The 26,181-nt window shown below is 39.3% G+C and carries 25 protein-coding genes and 1 riboswitch; of the genes, 8 read left to right on the top strand and 17 right to left on the bottom strand.

Translation table 11 applies throughout. The features are described from left to right. Positions 1–55: 55 nt before the first annotated feature. From DDU33_RS07625 to lysC, 4 genes are all read left to right on the top strand, one after another. Complete coding sequence (locus DDU33_RS07625) at positions 56–565, top strand: MazG-like family protein (protein WP_108924188.1); 510 nt, start codon at positions 56–58, stop codon at positions 563–565. Then, positions 562–864 carry a preprotein translocase subunit SecG gene (locus DDU33_RS07620; RefSeq protein ID WP_108924186.1) on the top strand — a complete coding sequence of 101 codons (303 nt, stop codon included), beginning with the start codon at positions 562–564 and terminating at the stop codon, positions 862–864. The genes DDU33_RS07625 and DDU33_RS07620 overlap by 4 nt, the downstream gene beginning before the upstream one ends. Before the next feature lie 19 nt (positions 865–883). Next, the gene (locus DDU33_RS07615; protein ID WP_108924183.1) at positions 884–1,168 is read left to right on the top strand and encodes a hypothetical protein; all 285 of its coding nucleotides are present in this window, start codon (positions 884–886) and stop codon (positions 1,166–1,168) included. Positions 1,169–1,281: 113 nt separating this feature from the next. Continuing rightward, a riboswitch (Lysine riboswitch) is annotated at positions 1,282–1,470 on the top strand. An 82-nt stretch (positions 1,471–1,552) separates the two neighbouring features. Then, positions 1,553–2,905, top strand: a complete 1,353-nt coding sequence (lysC, locus tag DDU33_RS07610; RefSeq protein WP_108924181.1) for a lysine-sensitive aspartokinase 3 — start codon at positions 1,553–1,555, stop codon at positions 2,903–2,905. Between the two features lie 53 nt (positions 2,906–2,958). Here lysC and yciH read toward each other — a convergent pair whose 3' ends face one another. The 11 genes from yciH to glmU all read right to left on the bottom strand — a co-directional run bounded on the left by yciH (position 2,959) and on the right by glmU (position 14,177). Continuing rightward, entirely contained in the window at positions 2,959–3,270 is a 312-nt protein-coding gene (yciH, locus tag DDU33_RS07605) for a stress response translation initiation inhibitor YciH (RefSeq protein WP_108924179.1), read from the bottom strand. Between the two features lie 54 nt (positions 3,271–3,324). Beyond that, positions 3,325–4,017 carry an orotidine-5'-phosphate decarboxylase gene (pyrF, locus tag DDU33_RS07600; RefSeq protein WP_108924178.1) on the bottom strand — a complete coding sequence of 231 codons (693 nt, stop codon included), beginning with the start codon at positions 4,015–4,017 and terminating at the stop codon, positions 3,325–3,327. Between the two features lie 17 nt (positions 4,018–4,034). Continuing rightward, positions 4,035–5,228 carry a lipopolysaccharide assembly protein LapB gene (gene lapB / locus DDU33_RS07595; RefSeq protein WP_108924176.1) on the bottom strand — a complete coding sequence of 398 codons (1,194 nt, stop codon included), beginning with the start codon at positions 5,226–5,228 and terminating at the stop codon, positions 4,035–4,037. Then, on the bottom strand, positions 5,228–5,512 hold the full coding sequence (locus tag DDU33_RS07590) for a LapA family protein (RefSeq protein WP_005819388.1): 285 nt from the start codon (positions 5,510–5,512) through the stop codon (positions 5,228–5,230). The genes lapB and DDU33_RS07590 overlap by 1 nt, the downstream gene beginning before the upstream one ends. A gap of 17 nt (positions 5,513–5,529) precedes the next feature. Then, the gene (locus tag DDU33_RS07585) at positions 5,530–5,811 is read right to left on the bottom strand and encodes an integration host factor subunit beta (protein ID WP_108924174.1); all 282 of its coding nucleotides are present in this window, start codon (positions 5,809–5,811) and stop codon (positions 5,530–5,532) included. Between the two features lie 113 nt (positions 5,812–5,924). Continuing rightward, a complete protein-coding gene (gene rpsA, locus DDU33_RS07580; protein WP_005824235.1) occupies positions 5,925–7,589 on the bottom strand; it encodes a 30S ribosomal protein S1 in 1,665 nt (554 codons plus the stop codon). A 96-nt stretch (positions 7,590–7,685) separates the two neighbouring features. Next, the gene (gene cmk / locus DDU33_RS07575; RefSeq protein ID WP_108924172.1) at positions 7,686–8,360 is read right to left on the bottom strand and encodes a (d)CMP kinase; all 675 of its coding nucleotides are present in this window, start codon (positions 8,358–8,360) and stop codon (positions 7,686–7,688) included. Between the two features lie 17 nt (positions 8,361–8,377). Next, positions 8,378–9,454 carry a trypsin-like peptidase domain-containing protein gene (locus tag DDU33_RS07570; RefSeq protein ID WP_108924170.1) on the bottom strand — a complete coding sequence of 359 codons (1,077 nt, stop codon included), beginning with the start codon at positions 9,452–9,454 and terminating at the stop codon, positions 8,378–8,380. A 114-nt stretch (positions 9,455–9,568) separates the two neighbouring features. Then, complete coding sequence (locus DDU33_RS07565) at positions 9,569–11,560, bottom strand: exoribonuclease II (protein ID WP_108924168.1); 1,992 nt, start codon at positions 11,558–11,560, stop codon at positions 9,569–9,571. 388 nt (positions 11,561–11,948) lie between these two features. Beyond that, entirely contained in the window at positions 11,949–12,737 is a 789-nt protein-coding gene (locus DDU33_RS07560) for an enoyl-ACP reductase FabI (RefSeq protein ID WP_108924166.1), read from the bottom strand. Between the two features lie 72 nt (positions 12,738–12,809). Next, positions 12,810–14,177: a bifunctional UDP-N-acetylglucosamine diphosphorylase/glucosamine-1-phosphate N-acetyltransferase GlmU gene (gene glmU / locus DDU33_RS07555; protein ID WP_108924164.1), complete on the bottom strand. Its 1,368-nt coding sequence runs from the start codon at positions 14,175–14,177 to the stop codon at positions 12,810–12,812. Positions 14,178–14,469: 292 nt separating this feature from the next. On the opposite strand from glmU, the gene yedE reads away from it, so the two are divergent. Together yedE and yedF are read left to right on the top strand one after the other, a co-directional pair. After that, positions 14,470–15,687 (top strand): selenium metabolism membrane protein YedE/FdhT, encoded by a 1,218-nt coding sequence (gene yedE, locus DDU33_RS07550; RefSeq protein ID WP_108924162.1) that lies wholly within the window; start codon positions 14,470–14,472, stop codon positions 15,685–15,687. A gap of 25 nt (positions 15,688–15,712) precedes the next feature. Beyond that, positions 15,713–15,982 (top strand): sulfurtransferase-like selenium metabolism protein YedF, encoded by a 270-nt coding sequence (yedF, locus tag DDU33_RS07545; protein ID WP_005819410.1) that lies wholly within the window; start codon positions 15,713–15,715, stop codon positions 15,980–15,982. A 49-nt stretch (positions 15,983–16,031) separates the two neighbouring features. Here the strand turns inward: yedF and cdd are convergent, their stop codons facing one another. The 5 genes from cdd to DDU33_RS07520 form a co-directional block, all read right to left on the bottom strand. Then, complete coding sequence (gene cdd, locus DDU33_RS07540; RefSeq protein ID WP_108924160.1) at positions 16,032–16,937, bottom strand: cytidine deaminase; 906 nt, start codon at positions 16,935–16,937, stop codon at positions 16,032–16,034. A 126-nt stretch (positions 16,938–17,063) separates the two neighbouring features. Then, the gene (locus DDU33_RS07535) at positions 17,064–20,183 is read right to left on the bottom strand and encodes an efflux RND transporter permease subunit (RefSeq protein ID WP_108924158.1); all 3,120 of its coding nucleotides are present in this window, start codon (positions 20,181–20,183) and stop codon (positions 17,064–17,066) included. Between the two features lie 12 nt (positions 20,184–20,195). After that, positions 20,196–21,404 (bottom strand): efflux RND transporter periplasmic adaptor subunit, encoded by a 1,209-nt coding sequence (locus tag DDU33_RS07530; protein WP_108924156.1) that lies wholly within the window; start codon positions 21,402–21,404, stop codon positions 20,196–20,198. 30 nt (positions 21,405–21,434) lie between these two features. Further along, positions 21,435–21,677 carry a TetR family transcriptional regulator C-terminal domain-containing protein gene (locus DDU33_RS07525; protein ID WP_244175308.1) on the bottom strand — a complete coding sequence of 81 codons (243 nt, stop codon included), beginning with the start codon at positions 21,675–21,677 and terminating at the stop codon, positions 21,435–21,437. Then, on the bottom strand, positions 21,640–22,614 hold the full coding sequence (locus DDU33_RS07520) for an IS30-like element ISApl1 family transposase (RefSeq protein WP_012478345.1): 975 nt from the start codon (positions 22,612–22,614) through the stop codon (positions 21,640–21,642). Before DDU33_RS07520 ends, DDU33_RS07525 begins: the two co-directional genes overlap by 38 nt. Positions 22,615–23,005: 391 nt before the next feature. On the opposite strand from DDU33_RS07520, the gene DDU33_RS07510 reads away from it, so the two are divergent. Together DDU33_RS07510 and DDU33_RS07505 are read left to right on the top strand one after the other, a co-directional pair. Continuing rightward, complete coding sequence (locus DDU33_RS07510; protein ID WP_108924154.1) at positions 23,006–23,230, top strand: YejL family protein; 225 nt, start codon at positions 23,006–23,008, stop codon at positions 23,228–23,230. Positions 23,231–23,233: 3 nt separating this feature from the next. Beyond that, positions 23,234–24,955: a DUF3413 domain-containing protein gene (locus DDU33_RS07505; RefSeq protein WP_108924152.1), complete on the top strand. Its 1,722-nt coding sequence runs from the start codon at positions 23,234–23,236 to the stop codon at positions 24,953–24,955. 31 nt (positions 24,956–24,986) lie between these two features. Here DDU33_RS07505 and DDU33_RS07500 read toward each other — a convergent pair whose 3' ends face one another. Next, on the bottom strand, positions 24,987–26,159 hold the full coding sequence (locus DDU33_RS07500; protein WP_108924150.1) for a sugar transporter: 1,173 nt from the start codon (positions 26,157–26,159) through the stop codon (positions 24,987–24,989). Positions 26,160–26,181 lie beyond the last annotated feature (22 nt).

The following is a 26,181-nucleotide window of genomic DNA, read 5'->3' as shown; positions in this document are numbered from 1 at the left end:
AGAAAGAAGATAAATTATCAGAATTATTAAAAAGTATTGAGTTGAAGGAAATTAAATGAACCGACTTATCCAACAAATCAAGCAATGGGCTGAAGACCGCAACCTGATTAAAGGCTCAGCGCCACAAAAACAACTCTTCAAATTTGCCGAAGAGCTAGGCGAACTCTTCGCAGGACACAACAAAAAGGACAAAGAACTGATTAAAGACAGCATTGGCGACTGTTTTGTCGCGCTAACCATTTTAAGCGCCCAATTTGGTTATCACTGCTTAGATAATGACATTCTTGAAGCCTACGAATGCTACCAATTCCCTCCCGAGAAATTTTCCGGCACCACAAATTTAAATTTTCTCTTAAGCTGGGCAGGAAACCTCGCCAGTGCTTTAGAATACGAAGAAATAGCCGAACCTTTTGAACTTATTGGATTGTTGGCTTATAACTTAATGCATTACGCCTACGGTGCAGGATTTGATTTCTACGATTGCGTAAAACACGCCTACGACCAAATCAAAGACCGCAAGGGAAAAATGATAGATGGTGTGTTTGTTAAAGAGGAAGATTTATGACCGAAGCCATCAGCGTAAACCACCGCACTTTCCAAACGCTCGCCATACAGTCATTACGCTACTGTATGGGGCGTAGAACCTTTGCTGTGATAGATTGCGTGGAGTTTATCCGTGAACATTGGCAAGACCTTACCAAACACGCCAAAGCCATCATCATTCGAGATCTAGACGAAGCATTGCAATCCCACGAAGACGACCTAAAAGCCAGCAAAGAATTTTGCTACTTGGGCGATGAGTGCGATTACCGAACGTGGAAAACCCTAAGAGAATGGATCAACACACAACCTAGCTTTCGCTAGGTTTTTTATTGGAGGAAATATGGAAAATTTATCCTTTTCACAGAAAGGCGAAAAAGAAGCCTTAAACTCAATTAGAATGATGGCACTTGCTAATTTAACCGAAGATAGCGTATTACTTCTAACAGTTGAAGATGTTGCCATCATGGCACAGCGTGATCGTTCTGTTATTGATAAAAAGATAGTAAAGCTTCCTTCATTTCCTAAACCTGTATCAATAGACCCAAATAACCCCAACCCTCGCCCACGTTATGTTGCTGGAGAAGTTGTTCGTTGGTTTAGAGCAAATTCAAAACGCTTTAAATAAATTATTGCCCTTCAACAAAATTGTGATAAGCTATTCAAACGGAGTAAAATCCGTAACCTTTAAAATTAACCGTTACGCCAAAATTACGCATTTTTAGCGTAACTTATTGATTTTAAAGCAAGAGAGGTGCAACATTCAGGTAAGCTAATCTAAGGCAACTAGGGCTGATTGAGGATTAGACGATGGGAGTGATTGCCGAGGTGTGAATTCACTAGACTGGAATGAACATCGGCTAGGTTAGGTTGAATCCTACTAGCTGTCATTTAAAACACTTTTGTTTTAAATGGAGTGCTCTGATTGAATGGTACCAACCGACTAATCTACTCAATTTCCTTTCCGAATCCACTACAACCACATTTTTTATTATCTTTTTAGGGAAATCTTATGTCTAAACTTTCTGTGGCTAAATTTGGTGGTACCAGCGTTGCAAATTTTGACGCTATGACATTATGTGCAAACATTGTAACAACAGATCCAAATACACGTGTTGTCGTATTATCTGCTTCAGCAGGTGTAACAAACTATTTAGTGGAATTAGCAAACGGCTGTGATAAAACTCGCCGTACTGAAATTCTCGAAGCGGTTAAAACCATTCAATACAACATTATTGATAAACTTCAAGAACAAGCACAAATCCGTGCAGAAATTGATACCTTATTGAATCATATTACTGCGTTAGCAGAATCAGCAAGCTTAGCGACATCGGATGCGCTTACTGATGAGCTTATCTCGCACGGTGAAATGATGTCTACTAAAATCTTTACTCAGCTTTGCGTAGAACGCGGTTATCCTGCCGTATGGGTTGATGTTCGTGATATTGTGGCTACGGATAGTCAATATGGAAAAGCTGTACCGAATGACGAAAAAACAAAATCACAAGCTGACGCCATTTTAAAACCACTTCTTTCAGCTGGCAAAGTAGCGATTACTCAAGGATTTATTGGTCGTAACGATGAAGGAAAAACAACAACGTTAGGACGCGGTGGTTCTGACTACTCTGCTGCACTCTTAGCCGAAGTTCTTAATGCTGATGATGTCCTCATTTGGACCGATGTGCCAGGGATCTACACAACAGATCCTCGTGTTGTACCAAATGCTCAACGTATTGATACCATGGCATTTAATGAAGCGGCTGAAATGGCAACCTTTGGTGCGAAAGTTTTACACCCGGCAACCTTATTACCTGCTGTGCGTAGCAACATTCCTGTTTATGTTGGTTCAAGCAAGGCACCGGAACAAGGCGGTACTTGGGTAACACGTGATCCACAACCACGCCCAACATTCCGTGCGATTGCTTTACGCCGTAATCAAACACTTTTAACGCTATCAAGTCTTTCGATGCTTCATGCAAAAGGCTTTTTAGCTAAAGTCTTCACGATTCTTGCAAAACACAATATTTCTGTGGATGTCATTACAACATCTGAAGTGAGCATTGCGGTAACTTTAGATAAAACGGGTTCTGCTTCATCCGGCGCTGATATGTTATCTCAAGCATTACTTGATGAGTTGAATGAACATTGCCACGTACAAGTTGAGAATGATTTAGCACTTGTCGCTATCATTGGTAACAATTTACATACGCAGGCTGGTGTAGCAAAACAATTATTCCATCACTTAGAAGGCTTTAATATTCGTTTAATTAGCTATGGTGCAAGCACAAATAACGTGTGTACATTAGTGAAAAACCAAGAAGCTGATGATATTGTTCGTGCTTTACATGCAGGGTTGTTTGAATAGATAGGACAAGCGGTCAAAATAGGGAAAGAAATAACTATTTTGACCGCTATATTTTAACCTCCGGCAAGTTTAACCTTAAAGCCTTTTTGTTCTAGTAACTGTTTAAGTAAATCTCGATTATCGCCTTGTATTTCTATCATCCCATCTTTAACGGAACCACCAACACCACTACGCTTTTTTAGTTCTGCGGCAAGCAGTTTTAATTCGGCATCTTCAAGATCTAACCCTGTAATAATGCAAACCCCTTTTCCTTTTCGACCGCTTGTTTGACGTTGAATACGAACAATGCCATCCCCTTTAGGTCGTTCAATCTTCTCTTTTTCGGGTTTAATACGCCCCGTTTCCGTAGAATAAACTAAAGTCATATATCTCTCTCAAAATAAAATCCCCTCATGAGAGGGGATATTAAAGCGTCATTATTATGCGATACTCGCATTAATGAATTTTAACACCGCCAAAGGATCTTTCGCCTGTGTAATTGGTCTGCCAATCACTAAGAAATCAGAACCTGTTTCAATTGCTTGTTTTGGTGTCATTACACGGCGTTGATCGCCAAAATCACTACCTTCCGGACGAATACCTGGGGTAATGAGTTTGAAGTCCTTACCGCAATGTGTACGTAATACTTCAACTTCTTGTGGAGAACATACTACGCCATCGCAGCCTGCACGTTGAGCTAAATGTGCTAAACGAATAACTTGTTCCATTGGAGAAGTATTAATACCAATTTGCAATAAGTCTAAATCTTCCATACTTGTTAATACGGTTACTGCAATCAATAACGGTGCATCTTTCCCATACGGTTCTAAAATTTTCTTCGCTTCTTCCATCATTGCCAAACCGCCTGAAGCATGTAAATCTACCATCCATACACCAAGATCTGCAGCTGAACGAACAGCACGAGCCACTGTATTAGGGATATCGTGATATTTTAAATCAAGAAAAACATCAAATTTACGCTCATGAAGTTGTTTTACAAAAGTGGTTCCTAACGTTGTAAACATTTCTTTCCCCACTTTTAAACGACAAAGCGAAGGATCAACTTGATCTACAAATGCTAGGGCCTCACGTTCGGTTTCGTAATCTAATGCAACGATAACTTTATTATTCATATGGAACTCCGATGATTTTAAATTGTTGTGTCAATACTATGAATAGGTTTAATTTTTTCCCACTGCCGGCAAGATGGGCAATACCAATTTAAACGGTAACTTTGATAGCCACAGTTTAAACAACGATACTTGAATCCTTTTTTTATCTGCTCGCCAACCATATTATGAAGCAAAATGAGACTCTCTTTTCCACTTCCTTCTTCAGCTTCATTGATTTGGTAATGAATAAAACGATGGAATGTCAATAAATGAGGATATTGTCTTACCTGTTGGTAAAGTTTTGATTGTGCAGCAGAAACGCCATCTTTTTCCTCAATCAATTGCGTGAGTGCTAAATCCACACCAGCATTATGTTTTACTTGATTCGCTCGGATCAAGAAAATTTCATATCCGCCAAGATCTTTTAATGTTAAATAACAAGTGCGTATTTTATCGAGCACTTCACCTATATAATCCGAATCCTGTATCAAGACTTTTTCATAGTAATCCGCAGCCGTTCTAAAACGTTGATTTTCGAGATGGTAATCACCTAACATCATTGAGGCTCGAGCGCATTGTGGGAAATGTTCTAAAGCCTTCTCCAAAAGCGATAAAAATGCATTTTGATCTTCATTTTTAACCGCTTGAGCATATTCACAATAATAATGAGCAAGCGGTATGCGATCTGTTTCCGGCGCTATTTTTAATAATTTTTCGGACACGTTAATCGCTTTCTTCCATTCTTTGGTTTTTTGATAAATTTCCATCAATTGAGAAAGTGAATTCACCGCAAATTCTGGTTCATCTAACAAAAGAATATAGTAATTTTCTGCCCGATCATAAAAACCTGCCGCCATAAAATCTTTCGCAAGTTGCTGCTTGGCAAGTAATTTTTGTTCAATAGAATAATCTGGACTTGAATCTAACGCCTGGTGAATCCGTAATGCACGATCAACTTCGCCCCTCGAGCGAAAGAGATTTCCAAGCGTTAATTCTGCTTCAAATTGAGATTCGGTTGCGATTTGATTTTCCGACTCTTGCTTTTGCAACATAGAGAGGAAAAGATCAACCGCTTTTTCTTGCTGATTAGATAAAAGGAAGTTCAATCCCGTGACATAGTCACGGGAAAATTTATTTTGGATAGATTCTTGATCCTTTTTCGCACTACGTTGCCCCATATACCAGCCATAAAGAGCGGCAATAGGAAGTAAAAGGAACAATAATTCGAGCATTATTCAGCCTTAGGCGTGGTTAATTCGGTAATCTGTTGTGATTGACGTTTTACTCGGCGATTTAACGCTAAGTTTTGAAGTTTTAATTTTAGGTAAAAAATACCGGTTAAAAGCCAGCCTAGGATTAGACCAAAACCAAATAATACCGCAACTAAAGTAGATAAACGGATTTCACTTTGTGCAATAACATAGTTAAAGGTAATTAACTGATCATTATTGGCACCAATGGTAACTCCCACAATAACAACCGTTAAAACAATAATTAAACCTAATATATATTTCATATCATAACCTCACGTAGTTAGGATAAATCTACACGTTCTTTTAATTCTTTACCCGCTTTAAAATGCGGAACAGACTTCGCTTCTAATTTGACGCTTTCACCAGTTTTGGGATTGCGCCCTACGCGTGCATCACGATAGTGTAAAGAGAAACTACCAAATCCTCTAATTTCAATACGCTCACCATTTTCTAAAGAAAACATTATTTTCTCAAGAATTTCTCTTACGCCTTCTTCAACCATATTTAAATGAAGTGAAGGATTTTGTGAAAATAAGTTATCAATCAATTCTGATTTCGTCATTTCTTTTCCACCTATACGAATTATATTTAAAGAAACGAATACCCTTTGTTTAAATATAACACGTAGATAAGCGGGTATGCTTTACATACCCGCTTCAGAGAAGAATAAATTAATTATTCGCCTTTAGCTGCTTTGAATGCTTCTGCAAATGCATTTGGCATAGCAACTTCTTCTTTGTTCACTTGAGCAATTGCTGCTGATTCTTCAGCTTCTGCTTTTGCACGAACAGATAAGTTGATTACGCGAGCTTTACGATCTACACCTGTGTATTTCGCTTCGATTGCATCGCCTACTGAAATTACAGAAGTGATGTCTTCTACGCGATCAAGTGTCGCTTCGTTTGCACGAATATAAGCTTCAACGCCACCTTCTAATTCAACCGTAACACCTTTTGCATCAACTGCTGTTACTTTACCAGAAACGATAGCACCTTTCTTAGTTGAATCAATGAAGTTAGAGAAAGGATCTGAACTTAATTGTTTGATACCTAAAGAGATACGCTCTTTAACTGCATCAACTTGTAAAACAACCGCTTCTACTTCATCACCTTTTTTGTAGTTACGTACAGCTTCTTCGCCTTGAACTTCCCAAGAAATATCAGATAAGTGTACTAAACCATCGATACCGCCTTCTAAACCGATGAAGATACCGAAATCAGTGATTGATTTGATTTTACCTGAAACTTTGTCGTTTTTGTTGTGAGTCGCTGCGAAGTGTTCCCATGGGTTTGCTTTGCATTGTTTTAAACCTAATGAGATACGACGACGTTCTTCATCAACTTCAAGTACCATTACTTCAACAACATCACCAACGCTTACTACTTTAGATGGGTGGATGTTTTTGTTTGTCCAATCCATTTCTGAAACGTGAACTAAACCTTCAACACCATCTAAAATTTCAACGAAGCAGCCGTAGTCTGTTAAGTTAGTTACTTTACCGCTTAATTTGCTGCCTACTGGGTGATTTTGTGCGATTGCAACCCATGGATCTTGACCTAATTGTTTTAAGCCTAATGATACACGTGTTTTATCTTTGTCGAATTTAAGTACTTTAACAGTAACTTCTTGACCTACTGTAACCACTTCGCTTGGGTGTTTAACACGTTTCCAAGCCATATCTGTGATGTGTAATAAGCCATCTACGCCACCTAAATCAACGAATGCACCGTAGTCTGTTAAGTTTTTAACAACACCTTTCACTTCAGAACCTTCAACTAAGTTTGCTAATACTTCTTCACGATCAGCTGAGTTAGTTGTTTCGATTACTGCGCGACGAGATACAACAACGTTGTTACGTTTTTGGTCTAATTTGATTACTTTTAACTCTAAAGTTTGACCTTCAAGGTTTAAAGAATCACGTACTGGACGAGTATCAACTAATGAACCTGGTAAGAACGCACGAACACCGTTTAACTCAACAGTGAAACCGCCTTTTACTTTACCATTTACAAAACCTGTTACTGTCGCTTGTTCTTCGAATGCTTTTTCTAAAGCAATCCAAGCTTCGTTACGTTTTGCGTCACCACGAGAAACTACTGTTTCACCGAAGCCGTCTTCAACAGCTTTTAATACCACATCAACAACGTCACCAACTTGAACTTCTAATTCGCCTTGTGCGTTTGTAAATTCTGAAGCTTCAATTGCTGATTCTGATTTGAAACCAGTATCAACGATTACATAGCCTTTTTGGATAGCTACTACAGTACCTTTAACAACAGAACCTAAACGAGCTTCGTTAGAAAGGAATTCTTCAAGTAGTTGAGCAAAATTTTCTGACATAATTTTCTTCTTAATAAAAATAAACTACCATCTAACATCCTGTTAAACGGGGTTGATAATAAAAGTAAAGCAATCCATTGCTTCACTGGACTAAAATTAGAGAATACCTTTTGATGAAATATAATCCAATGCTTGTTGAATAACCTCATCAATCGATAAATTTGTCGAATCTAAAAGTAACGCATCTGCTGCCGGCACAAGTGGCGCAACAGCACGATTTCGATCTCTGAAATCACGTTCTTTTATCTCGGCTAAAATCTCGTCAAAATTAGCATTAAATCCTTTAGATTGCAACTGTTTTACGCGTCTTTTTGCACGTTCTTCTGCTGAGGCATCCAAAAAGAGCTTAATTTGCGCTTCAGGAAAGACCACTGTTCCCATATCTCGTCCATCAGCAATCAATCCTTTTTCACTTGCAAAGTCACGCTGGCGTTGTAATAAAGCCTGACGAACCTTAGGGAAAGCAGCAACTTTTGAAGCATTTTGCCCTGCTTCAGCCGTGCGAATTTGGTCGCCAACATTTTCACTGTTTAAAATCACATTCACTTCGCCATCTTGCGGAATAAATTGCACATCTAAATTTTGACCGATTTCCGCTAATGCGTTTTCATCATCTAATGGAATTGCCTTTTTAGTTGCCGCTAATGCTGTGATACGATAAATAGCCCCAGAGTCAAGGAAATCAAAGCCCAACTTTTGAGCTAAGGCATAACATAATGTGCCTTTACCTGCACCGCTTGGTCCATCTACCGTGATAATCACATTTTTCATATTTTTCCTTATTTTATTTATTCATCATTGATTTGAACATCGGGGAATTCACCGATCACAACATCAAATTCAAGCTGTTTCCCTTGTCTAAGAACAACTACTCTCACTTTGGTATTAGGGCTAATGTTTCCTAATACTTCCATCATTTGTGAAGGAGAAACTGCCTCAACTTTATCTATTCTTAATACAATATCGCCAACATGGATGCCAGCTTTTTCTGCCGGGCCATTTGCAGCCACACCGGTGATCAATACACCTCGTTCCACACCAAGCTGTTCTGCCGAATAGAATAAATCACTACTTACGCCAAAATACCCTCGAATTACTCGACCGTCTTTAATGATCTTTTTCATAATCCCGATAGCTTGATTGATCGGAATCGCAAAATTTAATCCTTCTGCGATGGCATCGGTCCCAGTTACGCTTAACTCTTTGATTTCGCCACTATTCTTCAAACTAATGGTATTGATACCGATCAATTCCCCTGCCGTGTTAATTAATGCACCACCTGAATTGCCTTTACTGATTGGTGCATCCGTTTGGATAAAATTTTGACGGGTACGATCTGATAGCGTATTACGCCCCGTTGCACTAATAATCCCTTGTGTAACACTTTGCCCTAAGTTATAAGGATTACCAATTGCTAATACCACATCACCTACACGTAATTCTCGTTTATTATTTTGCGGAATTGTCGGAAGGTTCTCCGCATTAATTTTTAATACTGCGAGATCGGTTAAGACATCATACCCTACCACATAAGCATTAAAACGTTTTCCATTTTGAAGATAAACATCAATCTGATATCCATCTTTAATAACATGGTTATTTGTTAAAATATAACCTGCGTCCGTCATGATCACGCCCGATCCTAAATTTAGGCGCATACCACTCTCACTACTATTGTCTAATATCTGAGTATAAATATTCACAACAGCCGGAGAGGCGGCTTTTACCGCATCATGATAGCTTGCGATTTCTGGCTGAAAAAGATTAAATTTCTTAACTTGCGTATTCGCCCAAGGGAAAACAAACAGAATTAAGGCTGCACAAAACAGACCAAAAATAACCGCTTGAAGAATCTTCTTTGCCATTAAAATCTCGCTAAAAATAAATACTTAGAATGTGATTAGTATAACATTATCTTATGATAAAAAAAGAGGAATCATGCTCTGCATCGCCATTCCTCTTTTGATTATCTAAAAGGCCTATTGAACAATATTACCAACAATAGAGCGTGTTTCTAAGCGAACTTCTGTTAATTTTACTTTAACCGCTTGCCCGATTTGGTAAGCTTTTTCCCCTTTAATATAAAGGGCGATTTCTTCGCTACGGTAATCCATTTCGTCTTTGTTATCGTGTAACGTTGAATAAGGTACAAAAATAGAAGCACCATTTTCTAATACACGTGCTCGGATGCCTCCACGGGAAACATCTGCAATTTCACATTCAAATTCAACCGCTTGTTCAACCATTGGGAAGAGATAGCGAGCATATAACCAATCTGCCACATCTCTTTCTACCATTCGATTTTGCTTACGAGCTTCCTGTAATCGTTCCAAAATCGAGGTTTCTACCGGATTAACCGACTTCCCTTGTAAGATCTGTTTGATAATTCGATGATTTACCATATCGCCATATTTACGAATTGGTGAAGTCCAAGTGGCATAATGGCTAATACCTAAACCGAAATGCGGTGCAACTTCTGCTTTAAATTCGGCAAATGTCAGATAACGGCGTAAACGCAATTCAAGGAAATTCTCCGGGAAATCTCTCACATCACGTTGCATCTCACAATACCCATCTAAGGTCGCTAAACGTTCGCTTGAATAGCGTTCGTTCAATGTTGCTAATGTCGCTTCATCAGTGTTTTCATTCGTTAACGTATTTAATAAAAAGGTTTTTACCGCTTCATAATTTTTAGGATCAAAACCTGCGTGAGTATTAAATACCCCTGTTTGTGCGTTAGCATCTAAGAATTGTGCGGCACAAATGTTCGCAATAATCATACTCTCTTCGACAATTTGATTGGCAATACGGCGATATTCAATATGAATATCGCGTACCGAACCGTCTTCATTTAATTCGAAAGAATAATCGCCTTGTTCTTTGAAAACTAAGGCATTGTTTTTGCGCCAGTTAATGCGAGCTTGTGTAAATTGGTGTAACCAATCAATCTGCTGTTTGACTTGTGCATTTTCCGGTTGCCACGCATTTTCAACGCCTTCTAGATAATCTGACACATTGTCATAAACCAATTTAGCTTTGCTTTCTACCCAAGCAGAGACAAACTCCGCTTGTTTAACAATGTTCCCTTCAAGATCCGTTTCAATAAAACCAACTAAGGCAGGACGTTTTTCATTTGCAACTAAAGAGCAAAGATCATCAGATAACTCTCTCGGCAACATTGGGATATTAAAACCCGGTAAATAGTTCGTAAAACAACGCTGACGAGCCGCTTTTTCAATTTGTGAATTTTCTGGGATATACGCAGTAGGATCGGCAATCGCAACCACTAAACGCCAGCCTGTTTGAACACCATTTTCCTCGATTGGCGAGATATATAACGCATCGTCCATATCTTGAGTAGAGGCGCTATCAATGGTGGTAAAATAGAGATCGGTAAGATCTTGACGTTCTAATTCATCATTTAATGCGTAATGTTTTTCTGTGGCAACCGGTTCACGAGGTTGCTCGTGGCGTGCTAATGTAACCCACCACGGTGCAAAATGATCACTTTCTTTACAAATAAACTGTGTAACCTGTGCGAAGAAGAAGCGATCATCTCTTAATGGGTGCGTACGCAATTGTGCGACAACCCAATCGCCATTTTCTAATGTCTCTGTTACCTTTTTATGGGTGTTCGCAGGCATTGGCGCTTTAATACTTGGATGATCTACCAATAATTGAAGCTTGTTATCTTTGTTATAACGCACCTGTGCAATAAAGCGATCTAACATTGGTTCAATTAGGCTATCAATTTCTACTGACGCCTTATCGCCTTCACGTTTAACCACCGCTTTAACCGTATCGCCGTGCATTACTTTTTTCATTTCTGCTGGTGGAATAAAAAAGCTCTCTTTTTCACATTCTAAGAAGCCATAAGCTTTATCTGAGGTTTTGACACGTCCTTCAACGTATTCTTTGCTCGCTTCAATTTGTTGCTTTAACTGCGCTAATAATGGATTGTTTTGAAACATAAATTCTCAAGTTAGTAAAAATAAAAAGCGGTGCGAAATGCACCTGTAAAATTGAAGGGATTATAACGGATTTCAGCCATTCTGTCTGAGAAAATCACGATTTTTTCCAGTATTCTGTAGTAAATGCACAACCCCTTAATTTAATAAAATGGCATAGTACAGACACCATGCTGACGTCCATCATAAATATAACATAAGTGAACAATTCTACATCTTCAAAATGATAGTCATAATCGTGTATTGTATCTCGATACTTGAAATGAACGCCAGCGTGGCGTTCCTACGTATCCTTTTGTGCAACTGCTACATAGTCTAGGATAACAAGACATTGTAGACAAAAGGACAGGCATAAAGCCTGTCCCTCACAATCATTTCAATAAAGCAATTATTATTCTTCGCCTAATTCGCCCATTGCTGTAATGCTAAAGCCTGCATCAACGTGTAACACTTCGCCTGTTACGCCCGAAGCTAAATCAGAACATAAGAATGCGGCTGAGTTGCCTACATCTTCAATTGTTACGGTACGGCGTAATGCTGCGGTTTGTTCGAACGCTGCAAGCATTTTCTTGAAGTTTTTGATACCTGATGCAGCAAGCGTACGGATTGGACCTGCAGAGATTGCATTAACACGGATACCTTCTTTACCTAAATCAGCTGCCATTACACGAGTTGCAGCTTCAAGTGATGCTTTGGCTAAACACATAACGTTGTAGTTAGGGATCGCACGTTCTGCACCTAAATAAGAAAGGGTTAATAATGCAGCGTCTTTGTTTAAGAATGGACGTGCAGCTTGTGCCATTGCTACGAAACTGTATGCACTGATATCGTGGGCAATACGGTAACCTTCACGAGTTGCAGCATTGACATAGTCGCCATCTAATTGATCGCCCGGTGCAAATGCGATTGCGTGAACAAAACCATCAAATTTTTCCCATTTTTTGCTTAATTCTGCAAAGCAGTTTGTGATACTTTCATCGGTTGCTACATCTAATGGTAATACGATGTCAGAACCAAATTCTTTGGCAAACTCTTCAACACGTGGTTGAAGTTTGTCGTTTAAATAGGTAAACGCTAATTCTGCACCCTGTGCTTTCATTGATTTTGCAATACCGTAAGCAATTGAACGATTGCTTGCTAAACCTGTAATTAAAATTCTTTTACCAGCTAAAAAGCCCATAATCTTTCCTCATTTAACATTAACGTTTTCAAAACGTTGCAAATTATATCTAAAAAACAACCGCTTGTGGGATTATTTCTGTTTGGTCGGACGTTTCCAACCTTGAATATGTTTTTGTGGTACTCGTGTAATCACAAGTTCGTTTTCTGCCACATCTTTCGTAATGGTTGCGCCTGCACCAATGGTTGCACCATTAGCGATAGTTACAGGTGCAACTAATTGGCTATCAGAACCGACAAACACATTATCGCCAATGATCGTCTTAAATTTATTCGCACCATCATAGTTACAAGTAATCGTACCTGCACCGATATTCACGTTTGCACCCACTTCGCTGTCGCCAATATAAGTTAAATGCCCCACTTTCGAGCCTTCGCCAATAGTCGATTTTTTAATTTCAACAAAGTTACCTACGTGAGCTTTGGCAGCAAGTTCAACCCCTGGACGTAAACGGGCAAACGGACCTACATCTGCACTTTCGCCAATTACGCTATCTTCTAAAACAGAATAAGGCTTGATTTCAACATTGTCGCCGATCACTACGTTTTTCAACACACAGCCTGCGCCAATTTTCACGTTGTTGCCTAATTGAATATTCCCTTCTAAAATCACATTCACATCAATTGAAACATCTTTACCGTGAGTGATATTACCACGGATATCAAAACGTTTCGGGTCAATAATCGTTACACCGGCAAGCAATAATTTTTCTGCTTGTTTTTCTTGATAGAAACGCTCTAATGCAGCCAACTGTAAACGATTGTTTGCGCCTTCCACTTCCATAAATTCAGAAGCTTGAACGGCTTGAACGGTAAAACCGTCTTGATTTGCCATCGCAATTACATCGGTAATGTAATATTCGCCTTGTGCATTATTGTTATTTAAACTTGCGAGCCATTTTTTAAAACTTGCACCGCTTGCAACCATAACGCCCGTATTTACTTCACGAATTTTTAGTTGTTCCGGATTCGCATCTTTTTGTTCAACAATTGCTACCACAGAGCCATTTTCACGAATAATACGTCCATAACCTGTCGGGTTATCTAATTCAACCGTTAATAGCGCTATACCATTTTCCGGTTTAGCTGCAATCAGTTTCTCTAAGGTTTCTTTTTGAATTAACGGTGCATCGCCATAAAGCATTACAATATTTTCATCATCGGCAAAAAATGGCGCAGCTTGTTGCATTGCGTGCCCCGTACCTAATTGCTCTGCTTGGAATACCCAGTTTACAGGCTCATCACTTAAACGTTCCTTTAATAAATCTGCACCGTGTCCATAAATTAAGTTAATTTGACGTGCATTTAATTGTTTTGCTGTATCAATTACGTGTTTAACCATCGGTTTGCCAGCAACAGGATGCAATACTTTCGGTAAGTCCGAATACATACGAGTGCCTTTACCTGCGGCTAAAATTACTACGCTAAGTGCTTGAGTCATGTTTAATATCCTTTCATAAGAGAGTTATGTGAGCATTTTACCAAAAAAATTCATGGATAAGAAAGGTATAAAAAAATAAGCCACTTGGCATAGTATCAAATTTCTGATATTTGATTATTCCACTCAACTAAAATTACGCTATAATGTTTAAGTCATCAAGACACTCATTGATATATCGCAAGTGTTGTGTATAGGAAATGAATCAATAAAATTTGTTCAACGACATTTCTCGTTTTCATTGTTATACCTTTCTTGCAAATCGATTAACTTTCTCTTAAGGATTTAAGGACTTATGTTAGAGATTTGGCAACAATTCAAACAAAACTATCTCATCAAATATTGGAACCCTGTGGCAGCGGTGATCGCAGCCGGGTTACTTTCGGCTTACTATTTCGGTATTACTGGTACTTATTGGGCGGTGACCGGCGAATTTACCCGTTGGGGCGGTCATGCACTCCAAGCCTTAGGCATTGATGTGAGTGAATGGAGCTACTACAAAATCATTGGTATGAATGGTACGGTATTTACGCGTATTGATGGCGTGATGATTTTAGGGATGTTCGCAGGCTGTATTTCTGCAGCACTATGGGCAAATAATGTCAAATGGCGAAATCAACCGCATAAACGCCGTATTATACAAGCTGTTGTCGGTGGAATTCTTGCTGGTTTTGGCGCTCGTTTAGCGATGGGCTGTAATCTCGCCTCTCTATTTACAGGTATCCCTCAATTTTCCGTTCACGCATGGTTCTTTACCATTGCAACGGCAATCGGTACTTATTTCGGGGTGAAATTCACCCTACTTCCAATGTTCCGTGTGAAATTAGAATTGAAAAAAGGGGCTGCAAAACTACAAGAAACCGATCCTAAACAAGCCACTCGCCGTTTCCGCTTAGGTATGGTGATTTTCTTTGCTTACTTCATTGCCTCGCTTTATGTAATGCAGTCTTCGGTTAAATTTGGCTTTGCAATGTTATGTGGTTTAGCCTTTGGTCTTTTAATCGAACGAGCGCAAATCTGCTTTACCTCTGCTTTCCGTGACTTATGGGTAACAGGTCGTGCATATATGGCAAAAGCGATCATCTTCGGGATTATCGTTGGCACTATTGGTGTATTCTCTTATATCCAACTTGGCGTTGCTCCTAAAATTATGTGGGCTGGTCCAAATGCAATTATTGGTGGCTTATTATTCGGCTTCGGCATTGTTTTAGCAGGCGGTTGTGAAACAGGCTGGATGTATCGCTCAATGGAAGGACAGGTGCATTTTATGTGGGTTGGCGTTGGTAATGTGATTGGTTCCACCCTATTAGCTTACTTATGGGACGACCTTGCTCCAGCACTTGCCTTAGATTACGAAAAACTTAATTTACTCAAAGAATTTGGCGATGTAGGCGGTTTATTAGTGAATTACACTCTACTGATCCTATGTTTAATCGCGGTTGTTTGGTGGGAAAAACGTTTCCTAGCGAAAGCAAAAGCGAAAGTCGCAGCAACATCTTGCTGTTCAAACTAATTTTACTCAAAGAAGGAATTTAATTATGGCTTTTACCGTTGTACAAAAATTGGATAAAGATCCAAAAGAGATTACCCCAGATTACACACTCGATACCTTAGGCGAACCTTGCCCTTACCCTGCCATTGTAATGTTAGAAACCATGCCACAATTGCAAAAAGGCGAGATTTTAGAATTATTAAGTGATTGTGCTCAATCTATCAATAATATCCCCGTAGATACTAAAAATCACGGCTATACCTTATTAAGTGTAGAGCAAGACGGTACGAAATTACGTTATTTAATTCAACGCTAATAGATAAAGGCATAATAGACAAAAGTCCTCCAAAATGGAGGACTTTTTCTTACAGCGCAATATATTCTAGTGGGAGATTTAATAACGTATTTACCATAGCTTCTGTGCTCGATCTATGGCTAATGGTGTTGCTCTTTTCCGCCATTACAGCTCGTAAAACTTTTTCATCTGCTAAACCTAACATTCGTTGGTAATTCAATGCCAACTGCAATGGAGGAAGACTCGGGTTAAATGCAGCGTTTTCAGCATAGCGTCCACAAACAATTTGCTGGTTAGCCAACAACAATGCAACGCCACTAAAAGAGCCACTATAAGGTGCATAGGATTGTTGTGCTGCTTCAATCGCTTTTCGGCTCACTTTATCTATTGAACTATCCATTTCAATTACAAACGCGAGAGATTGTTTATCAAACAGCACTTTCTCAATGTGTAAATCTTTCGGACCAAATGCATCAGGCAAATAAGTATGCAATGCATTTTCTTGACTATGCGGTAAATGAATTTTTAAGGTATTTGCCGTATTCAATTCATTCATAAACTGTCGGCAATGCCCACACGGCGTATAATTGACAATAACATCTGAAAGAGCCGTTTCACCAGCCAACCATGCATGGGAAATCGCACTTTGCTCCGCATGAATGGTTTGAGCCATGCTTTCGCCTTCAAATTCTTGGTTAGCACCAAAATAGAAATCCCCTGATTGTCCAATAACAATAGCACCTACATAAAAATGAGAAACAGGCGTTTTGGCATAACAAGCCGCTATGGGTAAACAAGCCAATGCTAATTCCACTGCGGTTTTATTAAATTGCCGGCACAATGAAGCCACAAAATTCGCCTCTAAACGGGCATGAAATTGCTGTTGTGTTAATTGTGAAATCACGGATTGAACAATAGGATTTTGTTGTTCCGCTAATTGCGTTAAACGCTGTTGAATTGCTTTTAAAGTCGGCATACATTCTCCTTTTTATTTATTGTCCCTGTTTCAGATCATATAAAACAAGCGGTAGTTTTTCTTTGATTTTTTGCAAAATCATTGAAAAAAACTACCGCTTGAGCATGCTATTTAAAAGTTAGTCGCTTAGTCGATATTTTCAACCAACTTACTGATCTTCTCTCTTTCAAATTTGTCTTCATCAAACTCACGGAGTGGTTTGTGTTCTTGACCTAAGAAAGTATAGATAACCGGTAATACGAATAAGGTAAACATAGTCCCAATACCAAGCCCAGCAATAATAACCATACCCATACTAAAGCGTGCGATTGCGCCCGGACCTGAAGCAAACAGTAATGGAACAAGACCTGCAATCATTGCGGCTGTTGTCATCATAATTGGACGTAAACGAATCGTTGCAGCATGTACAATCGCCTCGAAGCGAGAAAGCCCGTGATTTAACTGTTCTTCTTTAGCCACTTCACACATCAAAATACCGTGTTTCGTGATTAAACCAACCAATGTCACCAAACCTACTTGAGAGTAGATATTGAGCGTTGCCCCTGGGTTTTTCATCAATCCAAGTACGTTCATCGTTAATAATGCCCCACTTACGGCTAATGGTACAGAAACGAGAATTACCATCGGATCACGCCAAGATTCAAACTGAATTGCTAATACAAGGTAGATAATGATTACCGCTAAAGCAAAGGTCATGACCATCGCATTCCCTTCTTGTACGTATTGACGTGATTCTGAACGGAAATCATATTGATAACCTTGAGGTAATGATTTATCTAATTCTGCTTTCGCCCAGTTTACTGCATCACCAATAGATCCTGATACAACCCCAGTAATCGTTGCCGCATTTAATTGGCTCATACGTTCAAGTGAAGCCGGCTCTGTTGATAACTCTAACGTTACAAACGAACTCAACGGGATCGATTCGCCTGTTGCTGTAGTTACGTAGAATTTGGTTAAATCATCCGGATTTAATCGATCATTACGCACTGCTTGCGACACAATCGGATAAGCACGAGAGTCAATATCCACACGGGTAATAATTGCACCTGACAAATAAGCCCCAAGTGTATTACTCACTTGTTGCATGGTTACGCCATAGGTTCCCATTTTTTCACGGTCAAATTTCCATTTCATTGTAACCGTATTAAATTTTAGGTCTAAACTTGCAAAGAAGAATTGACCTGATGCTTGCGCTTTTTTCAAGAAATCGCCGGCAACATCGGCTAATTTTGCGTAATTATCTGATGTTGTAATAACTAACGAGAAAGGTAAACCACTTTCCCCTGTTGAAATTTCAGGGAATGCGATTGCGTTGATATCCATTGGCACGACTTTCTTCGCAATGGCTGCAACATCAGCAGAAATAGCGGCTCTTTCACGAGTACGCTCACTCCAGTCTTTTAACGAGATAATCGATAAAGCACTGTTTGTGCCATTAAAGCCCGAAATGGTCATCATTGCAGCCACTTCTGGAATCTTACCTACTTCTTCGTTAAATTTTGCCGTTGCAGCTTGTGTGTAATCTAAGTTTGTATTTGCCGGACCACTGCCAATCCCCACCACGAAGCCACGATCTTCCGTTGGAGCAACTTCGCTTGAAAGTGAGTTTAATAAAATAGGTAAGGTTGCAAATACGCCCACTGCAAAAATCAGCATAAACCAGCGTACCGACATCACACCTCGTAGCATATTGGTATAGCAAGAAGTCATTTTATCCAGCATACCATTGATACAGCGAGCAAAACGGCTTTCTTCATCATGATTATGCTCTTTTAATACTCGGCTAGACATCATCGGCGAAAGCGTTAATGCCGCAATACCTGAAATAAATACTGCGCCGGCAAGTGTCAAGGCGAACTCTTTAAATAAAGAACCTGTTACCCCTTCCATCAATGCCATTGGGGAATATACTGCACCGAGTGCAACAGTCATTGAAATAACCGGTACAGCAATTTCACGTGTACCGATAATCGCTGCATCAAATGGTGATTTACCTTCTTTTACGTGACGTTCTACGTTTTCTAATACAACGATCGCATCATCCACCACAAGCCCGATAGCCAATACTAACGCCAGTAAGGTTAAGAGGTTAATGGAGAAGCCCATCATTTGTAATAAGAACAGTGCACCGATTAACGAAATAGGAATCGTAATAATCGGCACCACCATAGCACGTAACGAACCTAAGAACAGAACGATAACCACTAAAACGATAACCGTTGCTTCAAAGATGGTTTTAATTACCTCATTGATAGAGCTATTAATTGAAATGGTTTTATCGTACATAATTTGCCCACTAACAGAGTCAGGCAAATTCTTTTGGATCAACTCAAAAACTGGATAGATATTTTTAGCAACGGTTAATGAGTTTGCCGTAGTTGCAGCAGAAACTGCTAATACAACCGCTTCTTTACCATCTGCTACGGTACGTGAAGCATCTTGATATTTATCTAATTCAACGGTTGCCACATCTTTTAATTTGATGATACGTCCATCAGAAGTCGTTGAAATCGTTACGTTTTCAAGCTCTTCAACCGAAGGCGTGCTTGACTCCACCTTATTTTTGTAAACAGTATAGTAGCCGTTCGCATTACCTGCCGCGGTATTTAAGTTATTTGACGAAAGTGCCGATAATACCTGTGCGCCGGATAAGTTATTTCCTGCCATTTTGTCAGGATCTAACCAAATACGCAGACCAAAGTTTGCCGCACCAAAAATATCAACACTTGATACACCGTTTACCGTAAAGAATTGCGGTTTTACTACACGGTTAATGTAATCGGTAATTTGCGGTGTGCTTAACTCATTTGATACGAAACGAATATACATCAACGCATCATTCGAACCAGACGAAACGCTAATGGACGGATCGTCAATCCCACTCGGTAAGTTAGAGCGGATTGCATTCACTTTTGCTGAAATATCCGCTAACGCCATTTGTGGGTTAGTATTCAATTTCATCTTGACCGTAACTGTTGAAGTACTTGGCTTACTTGACGACGTTACATAGTCAATGTTGTCCGCTTGCGCTACGGCTTCCTCAATCTGAGAAGTCACCAATGCCTGCATTAAACTTGCATCTGCACCCGAATAATTTACGCTGACGGTTACAACTGAAACCGTCATTTCAGGATATTCACGCACTTGTAGCTTACTAATAGATTGCAGACCTAAAATCGTGATCAACAAACTAATACAGACGGCTAATACAGGGCGTTTAATAAAAATATCAGTAAATTTCATTGATACCCTCTATTATAATTTGCTCTCTTTAGCCGGTTGGGTTAAGCCTACCGCTTCTTGTTCAGAAACAATCACTAAAGCATTATTACTTAAACGTTGGAATCCACCGGTTACAACTAAATCGCCGACTTTAACACCTTTAACTAATTGAGCATAAACACCATTTCGGTCAGCTGTTTTTACTTCAACTTGTTTTGCACGATACACTTTAGCCGTATCTTTTAAAGCAGGGTTTTGCTCCGCCATTTTATTCACGAGAGCTTTATCTTCATCAGAAAGCGGTTGTAATACATAAACGGTTTCACCATACATGGTATAGGTTACGACAATTTGTGGTACCACAACTTGACTTTCCTCTGTAGGTAATTCAACACTTAAACGAGCAAACATACCTGAAAGCAATTTATTCTGACTATCTTCTATAACAGCTTCAAGATTGATTAAACCGGTTAAACGATCTACTGCGGGGTCAATTGCCGCAATACGAGCAGAGAAAGTTTGCCCCGGTAAAGCATCAATTTCAACGGTTACACGTTGCCCTACATTGATTTTCTCAATATCGGTTTGAGGTAATGTGAAACGGATTTTCATTGAGCTTTGGTCTTCAACTCGAACAATCTCTGTCCCTGTTGAGATATATTGACCAACATTCACATTCACAATACCGGCAATACCACTAAATGGTGCATAAACCTTACGGCGACCAATGGTTGAACGGAGCGACTCGATATTTGCTACTAATTGGTTATAGGTTGCTTTGGCATTATCTAACTCTGCTTGTGAAGCACTATTTGATGCCACAAGGTTGCGATAACGATCATAAGCTGCTTTTGCCGCAGGTAATTGTGCCTCAGAAGCTTTTAAGTTAGCCACTTCAACTGCACTATCAAATTCAACTAATAAATCGCCTTTATTCACACGTTGCCCTGAACGCACTAATACTCGGCTTACTGTACCTGATGCTTCAGCACTCAGCATTGCACCTTGATTCGGGCGAACATAACCTACCGCAGAAAGCGTCGGTGTCCAGCTTTGCGGTTGCACTTGCATTGCTGTTACTTGGCTAACCGTTTCCGGCATATTCGCTGCTGCTTCGGCTTTTTTCCCTTCAATAAACTTTTGTAATCCTGCTGTACCTAAAAATACGGCAAGAACAATAATCAACGTAAGTACAATTAAAAACTTTCTCCCACGAGAAGGCTTTTGATTTTCTGTTGTCATATTTTCTCCATCATTAGATCGTATAAATAATTACTCTTGATTTGCTGAAATGGCTTTCCAAGAACGCAATAACATTTCCTCAATAGTCTCTTTGGAATATTCTTTTTTAAGCACCTGCTGTAAATGACATAATTCAATTACGGTTCCTATGCCCAAAATATGAAGTAACTCAGCCGGCAGTTTTGCGATAACGCCTGCTTGTTGCCCTTTTCGGACAAATTTATTCCTTGAATTGTCAAACCAAGTGCAACGATTTTTTGAAGTAAACTTCATAAGGTGTTTTCCAACCTAAACATTTACGTGGTCGTAAATTCAGTTTATTGATCACCTGTTGAATATCAACTTCGCTCCACTGATTGATGTCTTGGTGCTTCGGAAAGTATTCACGAAGTAACCCATTTGTATTTTCATTCGTTCCCCGTGTCCACGGTTGATGCGGCTCGGGGAAGTAAAATTCTACACCCAGTGCTTCTGTTACCAAACGATGTTGGGCAAATTCTTTACCACGGTCTGGCGTAATTGACCGCAATATATGTGAATCCAGCAATTCAATCATGGCTTTTTGGACTGCTTCGGCTTTTTTGGCAGGAATTTTCTTCACCAACTCAAAACGACTTTTGCGTTCCGTCAGCGTCAGCAAACAAGCTCCACCCGCTTTACCCAGTACGGTATCGGCTTCCCAATGTCCAAAGCGACTGCGATTTTGCGCCGAAATGGGACGGTCGTTCAAATGGTTGGATATCTGAATTTTGCCACGTTTTTCATGATGATTTTTTGTATGCCGTGTTTTGCCTTTGTGGCGCAGTTTGCGACTGGCTTTGCGTTCGCCTATATCAAACAACCCTGAATAAATACCACGATAAATGGTTGAATAACTAATGGATAATTCAGATTTTTCCAATTTTAATCGTGCGCTGATTTGTTCGGGCGACCAGTTTTCTGTCAGAAACTTTTCTTGCACCAAATTGAAATATTCAGGCTGCTCTAATTTGCGCTGTGCTTTGCTATTTTGACGATGCTTCAAATAGCTGTTTTGTGCGTTCGTTGCACTGTAGCTTTCTAGAGCGTGTCGTTTCAGCTCGCGAGAAATGGTGCTGGAGCTACGTCCCAGTGCTTTGGCAATTTCTGCTTGTTTTTTGCCCTGTGCGAGTAAAATCATTATCTTTTCTCGCTCGTTTATTGTAAGATGTCGGTAGGAAGTACTCATCATTTGGAAGTGGTTTTTGTGTGGAAACAAAATTATATTCTAGTTGATGAGTACTTCTTTTTTTGTTGCACTTGGATTGTAAATTCAGCGCATAGATAAATTCTGTATGCCGATTTCGGCAATCAAACTTTCTGTTGCGGAAAGAATTTGACGATTCATATCATCTTTAGCGGATGATATATTCTGCATGAATCCCCCCATTCTGACAAACTGAACGACTGTTCATTTTATGCATTTTTAGAAGAAAAAGCGAGAACAAAATCAAATGACAATTTATTTTTGTACTCGTTTTACTTATTTCCGCAAAAATTTTTCGTTTTTAAACCGCTTGTTGCTCTCTATCGGGTAAAAATATGCTACTATTTGGCAAATTTTCTTTTGTTAAAACAATCATATGGCAATTCAATCTAAATATAAAAGCGAACAATTAGACGAACTTCTTAAAGATCTTTTTATCGTATTAGAAAAGCATAAAGCACCGGCTGATCTTTCTTTAATGGCATTGGGTAATATGGTTACCAACATTTTACACAATAGCGCTAAAGATCAAGCTCAACGTGAACGTTTAGCCGAGGCTTTTGCTGCCACATTAAAAAATGCATTAAAATCTGCGAACTAATCTATGCTGAGCTATTTACGACAATTATTCCCAACCAATACCCGACAATACCGAGAAGAAACCTCTCAACGTATTGCATGGGGGCATTGGTTTGCCTTATTTAACATTGTCGTATCTATTTTGATTGCCTCTCGTTATGCTTTTAACGCAGACTGGCCCAACACACTTACAGGTAAACTTTACTTTTTTATCAGTTTATTTGGGCACTTCAGCTTCGTTGTTTTTGCATTCTATTTACTCTGTTTGTTCCCCCTGAGCTTCTTAATCAAAAATGAGCGTGGTTTTCGTGGCTTCTCCGTGATTTTTGCCACCATTGGACAAACACTACTGTTAGTTGATACCGAAGTTTTTAAACAGTTTTATCTCCACCTCTCGCCTTTAGTTTGGGATTTGCTGGTTAATCCGGATGATGGCGAGCTTTCTCGCCAATGGCAATTGCTATTTGTACCTATGCCATTGATTTTATTGGTTGAAATGCTTTATTCTCGCTGGTGTTGGCAAAAGCTTCGTAGCTTTAACCGCCAAACTTGGGGGAAATATGTCGCGTTATTTTTCATCTGTTGCTTTACCGCAACGCATCTGATTTATGCTTGGGCAGATATGAGTATTAACCGCCCGATTACCTCTCAAAAAGCTAACTACCCACTTTCTTATCCGATGACAGCTCGTAGCTTCTTAGAAAAACATGGCTTGGTTGATATCGGAAAAATAGAACAAAAAATTGAGGAAACCGGGCGTTTAGATACCTTTTATCTCGATTATCCGAAAAATGCCCTACAAATGACAAAATCACCGGAAGTGAATGTCTTGTTGATTAATATTTCTGGTTTAAATAATCAAGTCATTACCGCAGAAGCAATGCCACAGCTCTTTGATATTACAAAACATTCGCACCGCTTTATGCAACATTACGCCAGTGCTGATAGTAAAATGGCAAGTACGCTTGGTATTTTCTATGGTTTGAGTGGTCGATATATTGATGCCGTCTTAAGCGAAAAAGCAGCTTCACCACTGATTACCGCATTTAAAAAATACCAATATCAATTTGGCTTATTCTCGCATGACGGATTTAGCGATCCTTTATTCCGCCGAGCATTATTTGCACAAATGCCACTACCTCAAACCAAGGGAAACCAAGAAGCAGTTTCGGCGTGGCAAAAATGGATTGAAAAACAACATAGCTCATTCTTTAGTTATCTTGATCTCAATTTACAAACACATTCTCTAACGGAAGTGAAAGAGATTGATATGCAATTAACTAAAATATGGGAAACGCTACAAAGCCAAAATTTACTAACGAAAACATTAGTGATTATTACAGCAGATATTGCTGAGCAAAATAGTACAAAAAATAGTTTTGATAAAACTCGTATTCACGTCCCAATGATGTTTTATTGGCAAGGCGATAGCCAATACTATACGCAATTATCCAGCCATTTAGATATTATGCCAACGATCTTTAGCCAATTCTTTGGCGTGCTAAACCCTGCTAGTGATTATGCTCAAGGAATTGATCTTACGAAGAAAAATAATCGATTATGGTTACTGGCATCTAATCATTATTGGAACATCGCCATTATGCCGGATGGAGAACAATTCCATATTGATAAAAAAGGTCATCTTGAAAGCTTTAATGCGGAAGGATTGCAAATAAAAAGCGAAAAACCACCGCTTGCACTGTTCTTCCAAATGCTTAAACAAAGTAATCAGTTTATGAAACAGTAACAATAAGGCATCGAGAAAGATGCCTTATTTTTTACTTCTGTTCAAATTTCAATGAAATATGTCTAAACCATAACAGTCCAATCAACGCTAATCCACCACCAACAAAGCCAATCTCGGCTAAGCCAATTTTATTCATGACAACACTTCCAATTAACGCACCGGAACCAATACCGATATTATAAATCCCTGAATAAATGGCGGTGGCTACATCTGTTGCATCTGGTGCTAATTGCAACACTTTCATTTGTAGTGCAATACTCACGGCAGTAATGCCCACACCCCAAATGAAAACTAGAGGGAAAAGAACCCACTCATAATGTCCGAGTGGCAATAATAGTAGTTGCATAAAGCTAATCAACAAAATTGCGCTACTGATAAATATGCGAGGCGATTTTGCATATAAACGACCAAACAACATGCTAGCCAAAATACCTGCCAGCCCAAAAACTAATAACACAACTGTCGCCATCTCAGGCGAGATTCGGCTAATGTTCATCACAAAAGGTTCAATATAACTATACCCTGTGAAATGTCCCGAAATAATTACTGCAACCAAAAGGTAAATTCCGACAAGCATTGGTCGTTTAAATAAAATCGGTAAGCTTGATAGCGATCCTGCATTTTGGCTTGGTAGATGAGGCAATAATTTCCACATCACTAACATCACAATAAAGGCAATAACACCTATTACCGCAAAGGTCGAACGCCAATCTAACATCTGCCCAATCATTCTGCCTAAAGGCAGACCTAAAATCATGGCTAGAGAGCTACCCAACGCTAATAAACCTAAGGCTTGCTGTTTTTTATCTTTAGGCGCAACACGAATAACTAACGATGCAGTAATTGACCAAAATACCGCATGAGCAAAAGCAATACCAATACGAGAAATCAAGAGAACCCAGAAATTCCAAGCAAATACCGACAAAATATGACTCGCTATAAACAAAATAAAGAGCTTAATCAGTAAACTTTTACGCTCCATTTTAGCGGTAAGCAACATCAATGGCAGAGAAAACAAAAATACTACCCACGCATACACTGTAATCATCAACCCCGTGGTTGCGGTTTCCATTTGGAAACTCGCTGCTATATCTGAGAGTAATGCTACAGGCACAAATTCTGTTGTATTAAAAATAAAAGCTGAAAGTGAAAACGCCAGCACTCTTAATAAAGAAAGCCGGCGATAAGATTGTCGTGAAATCATCTTTTTTTTCCTAGAAAATAAA

Source organism: Actinobacillus porcitonsillarum, from assembly GCF_003101015.1.
In the GTDB taxonomy this organism is placed as follows: Bacteria; Pseudomonadota; Gammaproteobacteria; order Enterobacterales; family Pasteurellaceae; genus Haemophilus_A; species Haemophilus_A porcitonsillarum.
This window is presented reverse-complemented; position numbering and strand designations above follow the sequence as displayed.